12 protein-coding genes are annotated in these 15,654 nt (G+C 39.3%); 2 read left to right on the forward strand and 10 right to left on the reverse strand.

From position 1 onward, the window contains the following. Positions 1–282 precede the first annotated feature (282 nt). The 4 genes from HMPREF1128_RS00780 to HMPREF1128_RS00795 form a co-directional block, all read right to left on the reverse strand. Positions 283–1,134 carry an FRG domain-containing protein gene (locus HMPREF1128_RS00780; protein ID WP_007523014.1) on the reverse strand — a complete coding sequence of 284 codons (852 nt, stop codon included), beginning with the start codon at positions 1,132–1,134 and terminating at the stop codon, positions 283–285. Further along, on the reverse strand, positions 1,121–2,371 hold the full coding sequence (locus HMPREF1128_RS00785) for a restriction endonuclease subunit S (protein ID WP_007523280.1): 1,251 nt from the start codon (positions 2,369–2,371) through the stop codon (positions 1,121–1,123). The genes HMPREF1128_RS00780 and HMPREF1128_RS00785 overlap by 14 nt, the downstream gene beginning before the upstream one ends. Further along, positions 2,364–4,034, reverse strand: a complete 1,671-nt coding sequence (locus HMPREF1128_RS00790; RefSeq protein WP_007523090.1) for a class I SAM-dependent DNA methyltransferase — start codon at positions 4,032–4,034, stop codon at positions 2,364–2,366. The genes HMPREF1128_RS00785 and HMPREF1128_RS00790 overlap by 8 nt, the downstream gene beginning before the upstream one ends. 247 nt (positions 4,035–4,281) lie before the next feature. Beyond that, positions 4,282–4,824 carry a carboxymuconolactone decarboxylase family protein gene (locus tag HMPREF1128_RS00795; RefSeq protein ID WP_007523110.1) on the reverse strand — a complete coding sequence of 181 codons (543 nt, stop codon included), beginning with the start codon at positions 4,822–4,824 and terminating at the stop codon, positions 4,282–4,284. 219 nt (positions 4,825–5,043) lie between these two features. Here HMPREF1128_RS00795 and HMPREF1128_RS00800 point away from each other — a divergent pair, with 219 nt between their 5' ends. Then, positions 5,044–6,477: an SPFH domain-containing protein gene (locus HMPREF1128_RS00800; protein WP_007523028.1), complete on the forward strand. Its 1,434-nt coding sequence runs from the start codon at positions 5,044–5,046 to the stop codon at positions 6,475–6,477. A gap of 77 nt (positions 6,478–6,554) precedes the next feature. Here the strand turns inward: HMPREF1128_RS00800 and HMPREF1128_RS00805 are convergent, their stop codons facing one another. The 6 genes from HMPREF1128_RS00805 to yajC all read right to left on the reverse strand — a co-directional run bounded on the left by HMPREF1128_RS00805 (position 6,555) and on the right by yajC (position 12,530). Then, complete coding sequence (locus HMPREF1128_RS00805; RefSeq protein WP_007523198.1) at positions 6,555–7,856, reverse strand: NCS2 family permease; 1,302 nt, start codon at positions 7,854–7,856, stop codon at positions 6,555–6,557. Between the two features lie 171 nt (positions 7,857–8,027). Continuing rightward, positions 8,028–8,525 carry a non-heme ferritin gene (gene ftnA / locus HMPREF1128_RS00810; RefSeq protein ID WP_007523073.1) on the reverse strand — a complete coding sequence of 166 codons (498 nt, stop codon included), beginning with the start codon at positions 8,523–8,525 and terminating at the stop codon, positions 8,028–8,030. After that, positions 8,525–9,025, reverse strand: a complete 501-nt coding sequence (gene ftnA / locus HMPREF1128_RS00815; protein ID WP_007523132.1) for a non-heme ferritin — start codon at positions 9,023–9,025, stop codon at positions 8,525–8,527. The genes ftnA (HMPREF1128_RS00810) and ftnA (HMPREF1128_RS00815) overlap by 1 nt, the downstream gene beginning before the upstream one ends. Before the next feature lie 342 nt (positions 9,026–9,367). Beyond that, the gene (gene secF, locus HMPREF1128_RS00820) at positions 9,368–10,342 is read right to left on the reverse strand and encodes a protein translocase subunit SecF (RefSeq protein WP_007522991.1); all 975 of its coding nucleotides are present in this window, start codon (positions 10,340–10,342) and stop codon (positions 9,368–9,370) included. 10 nt (positions 10,343–10,352) lie between these two features. Then, positions 10,353–12,200: a protein translocase subunit SecD gene (gene secD, locus HMPREF1128_RS00825; protein ID WP_010129275.1), complete on the reverse strand. Its 1,848-nt coding sequence runs from the start codon at positions 12,198–12,200 to the stop codon at positions 10,353–10,355. 24 nt (positions 12,201–12,224) lie between these two features. Next, complete coding sequence (gene yajC, locus HMPREF1128_RS00830; RefSeq protein ID WP_007523055.1) at positions 12,225–12,530, reverse strand: preprotein translocase subunit YajC; 306 nt, start codon at positions 12,528–12,530, stop codon at positions 12,225–12,227. Between the two features lie 393 nt (positions 12,531–12,923). Here yajC and gyrA point away from each other — a divergent pair, with 393 nt between their 5' ends. Further along, complete coding sequence (gyrA, locus tag HMPREF1128_RS00835; protein WP_007523181.1) at positions 12,924–15,617, forward strand: DNA topoisomerase (ATP-hydrolyzing) subunit A; 2,694 nt, start codon at positions 12,924–12,926, stop codon at positions 15,615–15,617. The last annotated feature ends 37 nt before the right edge of the window (positions 15,618–15,654 follow it).

The raw sequence follows: 15,654 nt of genomic DNA on the forward strand, positions 1-15,654 counted from the left end.
ATTTCTTCGTTTATTGATACTGCCAAATCTCCCCTAACCCCTCTTTGCTAAAGAGGGGGATTCCTTGAGTAAATTGTCAGCAACTGGCTCATTGTTAATCTAAGAAAATTTCAATTTCTCATCGCATATTAAAGTAGAAAGCCAAAATTTAAATTACCTTCGATCCAATCCCCTCTTTAGCAAAGAGGGGGAGGGGAGATTTGGCAGAGGTGAAATAAACCTCATCATTTACAAAACGCTCTGAAAAAATAACCGCTTGTGTGAGGATTGCTGCTATTCTTCCTAGTCTTGATATTCTAAATTAATCTCTGTAATCGCATTATCAATGCCAATTTCACAAAGTTTTATTTTTCCTAATAAATCAGGATAAATTGTTGAAGCATCAATATTAATTGAGGCAAGATAAGCTAAAACATCTTTTCTTAATTCATTAGAAATAAGAATTTTACTTAATCTATGAAAAACATACCCATTACCAAAGTTTGTATTCATTTTGGCAATCTCATCAAATTCCCTAGATGATAACTTCGTAAAAACGCCTTTTTGTGCATTGATACGATTTCCAATTTTAATTATTGGTTCAATAATGAGCTTTTCACCAACATTAAAAAATTCATTTAATTCATAAATAACACGATATTGATTTTCTTTTTGATTTTCTTCATGACTCTCAAAAGCAAAATAAAGTGCAATAAAGAAAGATTTAGTCCAGTCTAATAAAGGCGTTTTTAATTGATAATGCTGTCCAAATGCCCAAATATCGTTATCTTCAAGGTTACTTGGTAATGAAATATAGCCGTCAATACTTTGATTAAGCAGAATACGTTTGCAATGCTCAAGATATTTTCCTTGTAGCTTTTCATACTCTTTTTCAATATCAATTTGTTTATCAAACTTTTTTAAATATCGCTCTAAAGTTGATTGCAAACGATAATCTTCACGGCTATGCCCGCGATAATATCGAGCGTAAATAGTATAACTTTCACTTGTTGATGGTATGCTTTTATATATATCAGGCGTTTCTTCATCAAATATATAAGAGTGAGCAGATAAAAGGGATTTTAATTCATCTAATGTATTGATTTCTGCTAAAACAGGGACTCTATCATTCCCGATAAGATTAGTTTTTTCCATTTGAAAAATTCCCACTCAATAATTTAGGTAATAATAAATCTCTAGTTGCCTCTAATACTTTATTCTCATCAAAATTTTTTCTGATTTTTGCATATAGAGATTCAATATATTCTGCAAAAAAAGCATTAATTGCATTATTAGCTCTTAAAAATGGAATACTATTCATATTTTTTTGGTTTAACTTAAGCTGAACAGCTCCTGTGATATAAGCAGATATATTTGTTTGTTGAATAAATATCATTAAGTGTTCAGTACTTATACCATTCCTTCCTTTGAGGATATGTGCATGGTTGTTTACCCAAGATTTACCCCAAATGTATTGAGTAAATGGCGTTCCATCTTCTTTTAAAACGGAACCATCTTCGCCAACTAATAAATAAATATCATCAAAAATAGCTTCATCTACATAATCCATAACAGATGTTGCACCATAATAAGGAATATTACCTTTTCTCTTTTCTCGTTGTTGTTTAGATAAAGGGATACGTTTACTATCAAAGCATTCTGAAACATCACCAAAGCTGCAATATTCCCACCCCTTTGGCATTTCAACCCCATCAACTTCCACCATCTCACACGGAAACGCTTTGGCGGTTTCTGCTAGTTCGGCGTAGCGGTCAGGCTCGGCTTGTGAAAGTGCGGTCAGTTCTTCGGGTGTTTTTCCGCTGATTGCCTGCATGGCTGCCAGCTCTGCTTGTTCAAGGCTAAGGCCGTCTGAAAGCGTTTGGACTTTGGCATGCACGGGCTCGAAATCGACAAACCAGCTTTTAAACAGGGCTTGGGTTATTTGTGCCAAGGTTTGGTTGATTTGGGTGTTGAGGTCTATTTTTTGGTCAAAACTAAGCAAAATTTCCCCAACTTTTATTTTGTTGATATTTAAATCAGGAAGAGAAATAGATTTTAAAATAGTTTGATTTAAAAGAGGTTGGCCAGATCCTACACGCATGCTATTTAAATTTAAGGATTTTAAATAATAAAACCAAAAAATACTTTCTTTTAAATTCATACTTCTTGCGGATATTGCATTATCTGTTACCCAACATTTCTTATCTGAAAAATGTACACTTCCACAATATGAGCCAACTCTTCCAATAATAATTGTATTTTCATCAGAGTTATATTCAGATGAATAACCAATTATTCCGTTAGCCCCATAGACAGGATAAAAACCAGTATCAGTTCTGTCTGGTGAAGTTTTTCCATTAGAAAACTTCAGGTGTTGCCCTAAGTTACTCATACCCCAATCCTCCTAAATTCTTCTTAATCTCTGCTTCCAACTCTGCACTTTTTGCAAACTGTTCCTTTAAAAGAGCGGTCAGATTTTGCATTTTTTCTGCAAATGGTACGCCGTCGTCTTCTTGTTCTGCGGTGCCGACATAGCGCCCCGGTGTGAGGATGAAGTCGTTGTCTTTAATCTCTTCTAAGGTAGCGGATTTGCAGAACGCGGCTTGGTCTTCATAGCCGTCTGATTGTTGCCAAGCGTGGAGGGTATTGGCGATTTTGGCGATGTCGTCAGCGGTGAAATCACGCAATACGCGGTCTTTCATGTAGCCGACTTGGCGGGCGTCGATAAATAACACTTCGCCTTTACGCTTTTTGTTGCGGTTTAAAAACCAAATACAGGCGGGGATTTGGGTGTTGGTGAAGAGCTGGCCTGGCAGGGCAACCATACATTCCACCAAGTCGGCATTGATGATGGCTTTGCGGATTTCGCCTTCGTTGTTGGTTTGGCTGCTCATGGAGCCGTTGGCAAGCAATAATGCCATTTTGCCGTTGGGCGAGAGGTGGTAAATCATGTGTTGCAGCCAAGCGAAGTTGGCGTTGCCTTTGGGCGGCGTGCCGTATGCCCAACGTGGGTCATCGGCTAGGGATTCGCTCCACCAATCGCTGATGTTGAATGGCGGGTTTGCCATAATGAAATCCATCTTTTTGTCGATGTGTTGCGGCTGGGTGAAGCTGTCAGCATTGTGTTTGCCGAAGTCGTAATCAATGCCACGAATCGCCATATTCATCGCAGCGAGCTTCCATGTGGTCGGGTTGAATTCTTGCCCGTAGATAGACACGTTGTTGATGTTGCCTTGGTGGGCGGTGATAAAGCGTTCGGTTTGCACGAAAAAGCCGCCGCTGCCCATAGCCGGGTCATAGACGCGGCCGGAGTATGGCTCGAGCATTTCGACAATCAGGGAAACAATGGATTTCGGCGTGAAATATTGCCCGCCGCGTTTGCCTTCGGCTTGGGCAAAGCGACCGAGGAAGTATTCGTAAACGTGGCCGAGAATGTCTTTTGCACCCAAATGCACGGACTTGCCGTTGTAAGTCGGGCGGGTAAAGTTGGTATCGGAGAAGAGGATAATCAGCCCGCGCAGGGTGTCTTCGTTTACGGCATAGCCGCTGATGCGTTGGAGTACGCCTTTGAGTTTTTCGTTATCTTTTTCAATGGCATCGAAGGCATCGTCAATCAGTTTGGCCACGCCGGAAAATTTCCCTCCCCAAGGCAGCTCTGCGCCGATGTTTAAGATGGAAACGGCTTTAATTTCGTCCCAACGGGCTTGTTGCGGCACCCAAAACACATTGTCGGCGGTGTAGTAGTCGCGGTTTTCCAGTTCGACGGTTAAGGCTTCTTGATATTCTTCGTCTGTATCGTAAAAAGTGCGGTCAAGATAGAGAGCGTTTTCAGGATCGGTCAGTTCAGCCTGAATTTTTTCTTGCTGATGGGTGAAGCTGTCGGAGATGTATTTCAGGAAAATGAGGCCGAGTACGATGTGTTTGTAATTGGCAGCATCAAGCTGCTGGCGCAGTTTATCGGCAGATGACCAAAGTTTTTCATCTAGATCGTTTAGGAAGGCTTGTTGTAAAGCGGGGTTATCAAGCGCATTTTTAGTGGTTTCTGGCTTATCCATAAATGTATATCCTTCTGATTTCGGGTAACTTTAAATAGTAGGTATAAATGGCAAGTATTCTATCTAAAAAATAGCAAGTAATGAATGGCAAAATAGTTTTTATCTTATTAAATAAACACAGCAGAATGGGGCTTATCGAAAATAATATGAGATAGAAAGAATATACTTAAAAACCAAAAGGACTGATTTTGATTTTATAATCAATTTCAGTCCTTTTTGTCTAACAAGCGGTTATATTTTTACAACATTATGCAAAATCTTGTAATTCTGGGTTGATTGGGGTTTTTGCGATGTTGTTTACATAGTTGCAAAGGGTAGCAAGGCTAACACCGAGAATGACATCAATTGCATTTTGTTGGTTGTAGCCAACTTTGAAGAAGGCTGCTAATTGTGCTTCGGTTAATTGAGCTTTTTGTAAGATAACAGCAAGGGTAAAACGTGCAAGGGCATCTAATTTTTCATCTTCAATACGCGCGGTTTCACGGATTGCTTTGACTAATTCTTCTGGTGCTTTTAAGGCTTTTAAAGCAATTTTAGTATGGCCTGCAACACAGAAACCACAACCATTAACGACGGCTGCAGTAATTTGCACCACTTCGCGCTCAATCGCAGTTAAACTGTTGCGATTGTTGATGCCACCTACGGTGCGGTAAGTTTCAAGCGCAGTAGGCGCATTGGCTAAAACGCCGATTAAATTAGGAATAAAACCGTTTGCATTTTGTACGGCTTGTAAAGCTTCTTTTGCTTCAGCTGGTGCGGTTTCGATGGTATGAATTTGGAATGTTGACATATTGTTTCTCCTATATAAATGATGTGCCTATCATAGGCGATAGCTAAAGATTTACAACCGTTTAGCGCAGTAGTTATTAGATAAAAAAGCGATATGCTATAACTAAAAACACAAATTCCTATCATTTTTAGGCTTTTTTGCAAAAGCATCTTGCATTTTGACCGCTTGGTTTCTATATTTGCGCTATCTTTCGGCAATTCTTATCAACAAGGAGTCATCATGGAAATTATCATTCCAGTCATTGCTGTTATTGTGCTACTCGCTATATTTTTAGTAGTGGCATTATTATTTCGTCGGGTGGTGAAAACCAATGAAGTGCATATTGTGCAGTCTGGCGGCAAAACAACCTCATATGGTAAAGATACCGGTAATGGTAACGTTTATTATGCGTTCCCGTCTTGGCTACCGTTAATCGGGGTGAGTACGATTGTGCTACCGGTGTCAGTGTTCTCAATTAAAATTGATAACTATGAAGCCTATGATTTAGAGCGTTTACCCTTTGTTGTAGATATCACCGCGTTTTTCCGCGTATCTGATTCTAATTTAGCAGCGCAACGTGTATCAGATTTTCATGATATGAATGTGCAGTTGGTGGATATTATTCAAGGTTCGGTGCGTTCGATTCTCTCTAGCCGTAACTTAAACGACATTTTGCAAGTGCGTTCTGAACTGGGCGATGATTTTACAATGGCAGTTAAAGAACAGCTCAAAAGCTGGGGGATTGAGCCAGTTAAAAATATTGAACTGATGGATATTCGCGATAGCGGCAACTCTAAAGTAATTTTCAATATTATGGAAATTAAAAAATCTTTTATTGAAAAAGAGAGTCGTGTTGAAGTCGCACGCAACCAAAAAGAAGCGCAAATTGCAGAAATTGAAGCGAAAAAAGAAGCTGATGTAAAACAACAAGAAGCAGAAAAAGCGGTAGGGTTGAAAACGGTTGAAAATCAACGTGAGGTTGCTGTTTCTAATGAGCAAGCGCAACAATTGGTGAAAGAACAAGAAAAAATCACCAAAGAACGTGAAATGGACGTTAAACGTGTTGCAGAAGTAAAACAAGCTGAAATTGCAAAAGATGTTGAAATTGTGAAAGCTGATCAAGAAAAACGTACGCAGGAAATTAAAGCAGAAGCGAATAAAAATGCGTTAATTATTGATTCTGAGGCAGAACGTCAGCATCAAATTTTAGTGGCAGAAGGGGAGAAACAAAAAGCCTTCTTAGCCGCAGAAGCTTTATTAGAAACCAAAGATAAAGAAGCGCAAGGTATTGCCAAAATTGGTGCGGCAGAAGCAGAAGCGAAACAAAAATTGGAAGTTTCTATGGTGTCTGGTCAAATTGAGTTGGCAAAAGAGATTGGTGGAAATGAAGGTTATCAACATTATTTGATTAGTATTCGCCAAATTGAAGCAAATCAAGCAATTGGTATTGAACAAGCAAAAGCACTTTCTCATTCTGAGATGAAATTTATCATCAATGATGAAAAAGTCGATAAAGGGCTTACCCGTGTAGGGGAATTATTTAGCTCTACAGGCGGTACGAAAATTGCAGCAGCGTTGGAAGGGTTGAATCAATCTGATTTAGGTAAAGCGGTGATTGATAAATTCTTAGGCACTAAACCTGCGGGAAATCAATCTGAACCTGAAGCGAAATAGTTCATTTAATAAAAGACAAGCGGTGGATTTTGCGAAACTTTTTGCAACTCCACCGCTTTTTTGTGCCAAAAGAAGAATTAAATCGCTAAATTAAATGCATAGAAAGCAACTAATACAACGGCAATAATAACCGTACCGAGATTTAATTTTTTGAATTCTCCAGCAATTACGCGACCAATTACAAGGCTAGCAAAGCCCAGCATAATGCCAGTAACGATGTTGCTGGTTAATACGATGAATACTGCACAAATTAAACCCGCCATTGCGCCAATAAAGTCATTGAAATCTAACTTAGATACGTTGCTCAACATCAATAAGCCAACATACATGAGTGCTGGTGCTGTCGCATAAGGTGGTACTAAAAATGCAAGCGGTTGGAAAAAGAGCATCAATAAGAAACCAATACCAACTACTACAGCAGTTAAACCAGTTTTACCACCAACTGCAGTACCTGCAGCTGATTCAATATAAACGGCAGCAGGGGCTGTACCGAATAAACCTGAAAGAATAGAGCTTAAAGAATCAGAGGTTAAAGCCCGACCACCGTTGATAATTTGTCCATCTTTATCTAATAAATTCGCTTGTCCAGCTACTGCGCGGATAGTGCCGGTTGCATCGAAAATAGCTGTCATCACTAAAGCGAACACAATTGGCAATACAGCGGCATTCAGTGCGCCCATGATGTCTAGGCTTAAGAATTGAGAGTTTTCACCAAAAGTAGGCAGTTTAATAAAACCGCTATATTTTACAGAAGGATCGAAGATTAAGCCGATAATCGTAATTGCAATAATTACCCATAAAATCGAGCCTTTCACTTTTAGGCGCTCTAAACCGATGATAGCAGCTAAGCCAATTAACGACATCATGACTGGAAATGAAGTAAAGTCGCCCATTTTAACTGGAATCGCTAACCCGCTGTTGATCACTAATTTTACGTTGGTTGCCGCAATTAGTAATAAGAACAGCCCAATCCCGATACCTGCACCATGTGCGATGCTAGATGGAAGATTGCGTAAGATCCAAGAGCGAATACCAGTAACAGAAATTAAGGTAAAAAGCACACCCATTAAGAAAATCGCACCAAGTGCAACAGGGATTTCGATTTTTTGACCTAACACTAAACTAAATGCAGTAAAGGCTGTAAGAGAGATCGCACAACCAATTGCCATTGGGGCATTTGCCCATAAGCCAATGATAATCGAGCCAATGCCTGAAACTAAACAGGTAGCAATAAAGACAGATTCAGCTGGAAAGCCGGCTTGGCTTAACATACCTGGCACAACAATGACCGAGTAAACCATTGCTAAAAAGGTGGTTAATCCAGCGATAACTTCTTGGCGGACATTAGAGCCTCGCCCTTCAAAATCGAATAATGACATAAAAAAAGGCCTCAAAGGAAAAATGAGGTACAGATTTTACAGAATCCGATTTTAATAAGCAAACGTTTGCTTGATTTAATATAAAACAAGCGGTTGATTTTTATACCTGATTTGTAATTTGCAAACTTCGTAAGAAAATCAACCGCTTGTGAGCTTTAAGCTAAACGAAAATTAGTGTGCTGCTGCCATTTTTTCTAAATCTTTATCGATATAGTATAGCGCTTTACCATCTTCGCCTAATAAACGGAATTTGTTTAAGATAGAGTTGAATAAGAACTCTTCTTCGTGTTGTTCTGCAACATACCATTGTAAGAAGTTGAAGGTTGAGTAGTCTTTTGCATCAAATGCAACTTCAACTAATTCGTTGATTTTTGCAGTAACGTGTTTTTCGTGCTCGAAAACGGTTTCAAATAATGATTTTAAAGAATCATATTTTGCTTTTGGTGCTTCAATTGCATAGATTTCTGCTAATGCACCCGTTTCGTTTAAGTAAGTAAATAAACGACGCATATGTTCCATTTCTTCAGTCGCGTGCGCTTTTAAGAATTTCGCTGCACCTGGGAAACCATTGTTATCTGCCCAAGCAGACATTTGAAGGTACACATTTGAAGAATAGAATTCTAAGTTTAATTGGTCGTTTAAGTATTTTACGATGTTTTGAGATAACATTATTCAGCTCCTTGGTCTAAAGTTTCTAAGTCTTTGTCGATGAAGTAAAGTGATTTATTGGTTTCACCTGCAACTGCGAATTTGTCTAAGATTTCACCGAATAATTTCTCTTCTTCATGTTGCTCAGCCACATACCATTGTAGGAAGTTGAAGGTTGAGTAATCTTTTGCTGCAAATGTTACTTCAACTAATTCGTTGATTTTTGCAGTAACGTGTTTTTCGTGTGCAAACACAACATCAAATAGCTCTTTTAATGAAGCATATTCTTTACGAGGTGCTTCAATTTTGCCTAATAATGGTGTTGCACCAGTTTCGCAAACATAGTCAAATAATTTTTGCATATGCTCTAATTCTTCATCTGCGTGACGAAGTAAGAAGTCTGCTGCACCAGTAAAACCATGTTTTGAACACCATGCAGACATTTGAAGATAAACATTTGAAGAGTAGAACTCTAGGTTGATTTGCTCATTGAGCTTATCAATAATAGATTGTTGTAACATTTTTACTCCTTGTGTAAAGATAATGTTAATGAAATGAGAGCCAATCTCATTTCTAAATTTTAATATAGCAAAGGACAGAATCAATCTGCCCTTAAAACACAACCATTATAGTAAAGGAAGAAAAACTAATCAAGTATTTAGATAGGTTTTTTCTAATAAATTTTAATTTTTGATAAGTTTAAACGATTTAAATAAAAAGTATTCTCATTTGCGAGCTTTAAATGAGAATGAATTTAATCCCGTTAAGATAAAAAGTAAAGTAATTTTTGAGAAAATTTTCAATAAATATGAAAAAGGCGTGCCAATTAGCACGCCTTTTAAATGGATTAAACAGATTCTAAATTAGTAATCAATAAAGGAATCTGTATTTGCCCCTTCTTTTTCCACTACCGGTTTATTCATATGTTCACGGGTTAAACCTAATTCTAATGCTACGCCGATAGCAATATAGATTGAAGAGTAAGTCCCGAAACCAATACCAATCAATAGCGCTAATGAGAAGCTATGAATGGTTGGTCCACCAAACCAGTATAATGCTGCAACCACGAATAATGTTGTGATAGAGGTCATCAATGTTCGTGAAAGCGTTTGGCTTAATGAAATATCAATAACTTCTTTTGAGCTTACACGGCGGATTTTACTGAAGTTTTCACGCACACGGTCAAATACCACGATGGAGTCATTTAGCGAGTAACCAACTACAGACAGAATTGCAGCCACAAAGGTTAAATCTACTTCAATTTGTAGATAAGAGAAGACCCCCAAAGTTACGATAACATCGTGGAAGAGTGCAAGCACCCCACCGACAGCTAAACGAATCTCAAATCGGCTACCAACATAGAGTAATAACATCGCTAAAGTTGCTAAAGTGGCATAAATTGCCCCTTGAGTCAGTTCTTCACCTACGTTTGGCCCTACGAACTCAACACTCTTAATGGTGGCATTTTGATCGAGATCGCGGTGTACCATGTTGATAATTTTATTACCGAGGTCTTTATCACCAGCTGAAGCAGGTAAGCGAATCATTAAATCTTTTAGGCTACCGGTTGTTTGTACTAATGCACTGCCATAGCCTTCTTTTTCTAACGAAACACGAACTTTCTCTAGATCTGCTGGTTGTGAGAAGGTTGTTTCAATTACCGTACCACCAGTAAAATCTAACCCCCAGTTAAAGCCTTTAGTTGCAATAGTAAAAATACAAAATGCAGTTATTAACAATGAAAAGGCATAACCGATGAAGCGGTACTTCATAAACGGTATGAGTTTATAAGGCAGTTTTACTTCTGCAATATCTTTTTCTTTAACATTAACAGTCATTGATTCCACCTTAAATCCAAAGTTTTTTCACGCGTTTATTTCCGCCATATACCCAGTTTACTAACATACGCGTTCCCGTAATTGCAGTAAACATGGAGATCATTACCCCTAAAGCAAGCGTAATTGCAAAGCCTTTTACTGGACCTGTACCCACAGCATATAGTACTAATGCGGTTAATACCGTGGTTAAGTTTGAGTCAAAAATAGAGGTAAAGGCGCCACTATAGCCTTCATAAATCGCTTGTTGAACAGAACGTCCGTTACGAAGCTCTTCTTTAATCCGTTCATAAATCAGTACGTTGGCATCCACCGACATCCCAACAGCTAATACAATACCTGCAATACCCGGCATTGTCAGTGTTGCGCCAATTAAAGACATTAAACCAATGGTTAATACCATGTTTACAGTCAAAGCAAGTGAAGCAAATACGCCGAAGACTTTATAGTAAACTAAACAGAAGAAGATGGTTAGGATTAAACCATACATCCCTGCCGTCATCCCTTTTTCAACGTTATCTGCACCAAGAGATGCTCCGATAGTACGCTCTTCGATAATTACGATAGGCGCAATTAATGCACCAGAACGTAGTAACACGGCAAAGTTCTGTGCTTCCGCTTGGCTCATGCTACCTGAAACTTGGAATCTATTAGAAAAACGAGCTTGAATGGTTGCTACGCTAATAATTTCTTCGTGTTTTTCTAAGATAACTTTGCCATTTTCATCACGGCGGCCAGAATCTTTAAATTCACGATAAAGTGTAGCCATTCCTTTTTTATAGAAGGTTTTAGTAATCTCAGACATTTGATTACCGCCCTCTGAATCTAAAGTGATACTTACTTGTGGTAAGCCACCTTCGCCTTTTTCAGATTTAGCATCAATAATATGCTCACCGCCTAATTTAGGGCTACGTAATAACACAACAGGATCGCCATGTTGGTTATATTTCACTTCAGAGTTTGCGGGAATAATGCCTCGTGCTACTGCATCTGGGGCGACGCTATCATTCACTAAACGGAATTCTAGTGTTGCTGTTGCACCTAATAGCTCTTTTGCGCGAGCAGTATCTTGGATACCCGGTAATTCTACAACAATACGATCCGCACCTTGACGTTGAATGGTTGGTTCAGAAACCCCTAATTCTTCAACACGCTTACGTAAAATTGATAAGTTTTGCTCGATCGCTTTATCACGTGCTTCAGCTAAACCTTGATCTGATAATAAGAAATTGACGGTATTTTCAGAAACGGGTAATGCCTGAAGTGTTGGGTGGTTACGTTTAATATAACGTACGGCTTTATCTGCGTTATCTTTATCAGCAAATTCGATTTCTACGGCAAAATTTTCGCCTTTTTTCATCGATTTATACTGCAGTTTTTCACGACGAAATTCACCACGAAGGCTGTCTTGCAAAGAGTCTTGTTGTTTTTGCAAGGCAGTATTCATGTCGACTTCCATTAAAAATCGCACACCACCACGTAAGTCTAAGCCCCGTTTCATTGGGCTACCACCCACATCTGTTAACCAAGAAGGGGTTGCTGGCGCAAGGTTAAGCGCTACAGAGTATTTGTCACCAAGTGCCTCTGCGATTTTTTCTTTTGCTGGAAGTTGCTGCTCATCGCTATTTAAACGCACTAAAATCGCATTGTTTTCTAACAACGTAGATTTTGGTGAAATATTGGCGTTGGCTAAAGCATGCTCAACTTGAGAAAGCGTTTCCGTATTGACTTCTTGGCCACGAGTGCCAGAAATTTGGACGGAAGGGTCTTCTCCATATAAGTTAGGAAGTGCATAAAGACCACCAATCAGAACGATGATGATGATCATTAAGTTCTTCCACAATGGGAAACGGTTTAACAAAATAGTTCTCCCGAATAATTAAAATTATTGTTGATCTCTTAATGCTTTCATGGTGCCTTTTTGTAAAGTTGCTACCACGAAGTTACGTGAAATCATGACTTCAGTGCTATCGTTTAATGCAATGATGATATTTTCGTTATCGTTGCTCACTTTAGTGATTTTACCGATAAGACCACCATTGGTCATAATTTCATCGCCTTTTGCTAAGTTTGAAAGTAAATCACGTTGTTCTTTTTGACGCTTTGATTGTGGGCGAATCACGAAGAAATAAAAAATTAAACCAAATACGACGAGAAGAATAATCATCTCTAAACCGCCACCTTGTTGCATAAGAGCTCCTTGTAATCAATAAGTGAATATAAAAACGGGGTTTACTCAGATTCATTAGAAAATCTGAGAAAATTGGGCGATAAAATAGCATAGTTTGCGCCATTTAACGAGTAGAAAATATCGCCTTTGTTTGCTTTATTACAGCTTTCTTGCCGAAAGGTGTTTTTATAAGCATGGAATTTGCTATTTTCAAGGCAAAATCGGGCATTATTTTTTCATGTGAAAAGCAAGCGGTCTAATTTTGGTAAAAAAATGCAAAAAGTTGACCGCTTGTAGATGCGCAGTTGTGTCTCTTTTTACGCCATTTTTTGCTTTTTTATGCTATACTTGTACGAATTTTTTCGCCCAAGGTAGATTGGGCAATTTTTTAATAAACTTGATTAGGAAATCTCAATGAGCGAATTAGCCAAAGATATTACCCCCGTCAGTATTGAAGACGAGCTAAAAACGTCTTATCTCGATTATGCGATGTCTGTCATTGTTGGACGTGCATTACCAGATGTGCGTGATGGCTTAAAACCGGTTCACCGTCGCGTATTGTTCTCGATGGATCAAAATAGCAATACTTTCAACCGTCCACACGTAAAATCGGCACGTGTCGTTGGTGACGTAATCGGTAAATACCACCCACACGGCGATTCTGCGGTGTATGACACTATTGTGCGTATGGCGCAACCTTTTTCTTTACGTTATATGCTTGTAGACGGGCAGGGTAACTTTGGTTCTATTGATGGTGATGCACCTGCGGCAATGCGTTATACCGAAGTACGGATGCAAAAAATCACGCAAGAGTTGCTCACTGATTTAGATAAAGAAACGGTTGATTACTCGCCAAACTATGATGGCAAAGAGATGATTCCGGATGTCTTGCCAACTAAAATTCCTGCATTATTAGTAAATGGTTCATCGGGGATTGCGGTAGGGATGGCAACGAATATTCCACCACATAATCTTGGTGAAGTTTTAGATGGCTGCTTAGCGTATATTGAGAATGAACAAATCAGCTTAGAAGAGTTGATGCATTTTATTCCGGGCCCAGATTTCCCAACTGGGGCAATTATCAATGGCCGTAAAGGGATCGAAGAGGCTTATCGTTCAGGCCGTGGTAAAGTTTATGTGCGCGCAAAAGCTAGCGTAGAAACCACTGACAAAGGCCGCGAACAAATTGTGGTGACTGAGTTACCATACCAAGTGAATAAAGCTAAGCTTATCGAAAAAATTGCGGAATTAGTAAAAGATAAAAAAATTGAAGGCATCAGCGGCATTCAGGATCACTCAGATAAAAAAGGGATCGCGATTGTTATTGAAATTAAGCGTGATGCCGTAGGTGAAGTTGTTTTAAACCACCTTTATGCATTAACGCAAATGCAGGTCACTTTCGGGATCAATATGGTGGCGTTAGATAATGGCCAACCAAAAGTCTTGAATTTAAAACAAATTATCGAAGCATTCGTTAAACACCGTCGTGAAGTGGTTACTCGCCGTACAATTTTTGAATTGCGTAAAGCTCGTGAACGTGCACATATTTTAGAAGGTTTAGCGATTGCGTTAGCTAACATTGATCCAGTGATTGCGTTAATTCGTCAATCGAAAACGGCTGAAGAAGCACGTGAAGGGTTGCTTTCTCGTAGCTGGTCGTTAGGTAATGTGGCTGCGATGCTTGAAGCAGCAGGCGTAGATGCTTCTCGCCCTGAAGATTTACCTGAAAATTTCGGTATTCGTGATGGCGAATATTATCTCTCTGAAGCGCAAGCTCGTGCGATTTTAGAACTTCGCTTACACCGTTTAACTGGTTTAGAACACGAAAAAATCGTTGAAGAGTATAAAGAGTTATTAACCGAAATTGCGGAACTTCTTCATATTCTAAATAGCGCAGACCGCTTAATGGAAGTGATTCGTGAAGAATTAGAGCGTGTAAAAGCAGAATTTGGTGATGAGCGCTGTACTGAAATTACCGCGGCTTCAGGCGATATCAATATTGAAGATTTAATCGCACAAGAAGATGTGGTTGTGACACTTTCTCATGCAGGCTATGTGAAATATCAACCACTTTCAGATTACGAAGCGCAGCGCCGTGGTGGTAAAGGTAAATCCGCTACTAAGATGAAAGAAGATGATTTCATCGAAAAATTATTAGTGGCCAATACTCACGACACTATTCTTTGCTTCTCAAGTCGTGGTCGTTTATATCAACTGAAAGTGTATCAATTACCGCAAGCAAGTCGTGGTGCGCGTGGCACACCAATTGTGAATATTCTGCCGTTAGTGAAAGAAGAAAACGAACGTATTACCGCGATTCTGCCAATTCCAAACGGCGAATTTAGCGCAGATAAATTCGTCTTTATGGCTACCGCAAGTGGTGTGGTGAAGAAAGTAACGTTAGATGCATTCAGCAATGTTCGCTCAAGCGGTCTGATTGCGTTAAAACTTCGCGAAGGCGATGAGCTAATTGGTGTAGATATTACCAACGGCGAGAGCGAAATTATGTTGTTCTCTGCACAAGGTCGAGTGGTTCGCTTTGAAGAAAAAGCGGTTCGTGCAATGGGACGGACTGCAACAGGGGTGCGCGGTATTAAACTTGCTACTACCGAGATTTCATCAGAAGAGATCGAAGAAGCAGAAATTGTTGATCTTGAAAACGAAGAAGCAGAAGAGAGCGCAGTAAATCTTAATACTGACAAAGTGGTTTCACTGGTGATTCCGCATAATGAAGGCGAAATCTTGACTGTAACCCAAAATGGCTTTGGTAAACGAACAGCATTAAGTGAATATCCAATTAAATCTCGTGCAACGAAAGGGGTTGTTTCAATCAAAGTAAATGAGCGTAACGGTAAAGTGGTTGCGGCAGTACAAGTTGAAGAAGCAGACCAAATTATGTTGATTACTGATGCTGGTACCTTAGTACGTACTCGCGTTGCAGAAGTGAGCCTAGTTGGACGTAACACGCAAGGGGTACGAATTATTCGTACTGCAGATGATGAAAGCGTAGTAAGCCTTGAACGCGTGTGTGAACCTGAAGAAGATGAAGAATCTGTCGATGGTGCAGAAAATCATGACACTTCAGTAGAAACCTCAAGCGAGGCATAATGACAGCATAACAAGCGGTCGTTTTTTCCAAACCTTT

The organism is Haemophilus sputorum HK 2154, from assembly GCF_000287615.1.
Lineage (GTDB): Bacteria > Pseudomonadota > Gammaproteobacteria > Enterobacterales > Pasteurellaceae > Haemophilus_A > Haemophilus_A sputorum.

Bases quoted from the DNA above. Each gene is read 5' to 3' on its own strand.
- HMPREF1128_RS00780 (WP_007523014.1), bottom strand. From the start codon at position 1,134: ATGGAAAAAACTAATCTTATCGGGAATGATAGAGTCCCTGTTTTAGCA.
- yajC (WP_007523055.1), bottom strand. From the start codon at position 12,530: ATGCAACAAGGTGGCGGTTTAGAGATGATTATTCTTCTCGTCGTATTT.
- HMPREF1128_RS00805 (WP_007523198.1), bottom strand. From the start codon at position 7,856: ATGTCATTATTCGATTTTGAAGGGCGAGGCTCTAATGTCCGCCAAGAA.
- HMPREF1128_RS00785 (WP_007523280.1), bottom strand. From the start codon at position 2,371: ATGAGTAACTTAGGGCAACACCTGAAGTTTTCTAATGGAAAAACTTCA.
- HMPREF1128_RS00790 (WP_007523090.1), bottom strand. From the start codon at position 4,034: ATGGATAAGCCAGAAACCACTAAAAATGCGCTTGATAACCCCGCTTTA.
- secF (WP_007522991.1), bottom strand. From the start codon at position 10,342: ATGACTGTTAATGTTAAAGAAAAAGATATTGCAGAAGTAAAACTGCCT.
- gyrA (WP_007523181.1), top strand. From the start codon at position 12,924: ATGAGCGAATTAGCCAAAGATATTACCCCCGTCAGTATTGAAGACGAG.
- ftnA (WP_007523073.1), bottom strand. From the start codon at position 8,525: ATGTTATCTCAAAACATCGTAAAATACTTAAACGACCAATTAAACTTA.
- HMPREF1128_RS00800 (WP_007523028.1), top strand. From the start codon at position 5,044: ATGGAAATTATCATTCCAGTCATTGCTGTTATTGTGCTACTCGCTATA.
- HMPREF1128_RS00795 (WP_007523110.1), bottom strand. From the start codon at position 4,824: ATGTCAACATTCCAAATTCATACCATCGAAACCGCACCAGCTGAAGCA.
- ftnA (WP_007523132.1), bottom strand. From the start codon at position 9,025: ATGTTACAACAATCTATTATTGATAAGCTCAATGAGCAAATCAACCTA.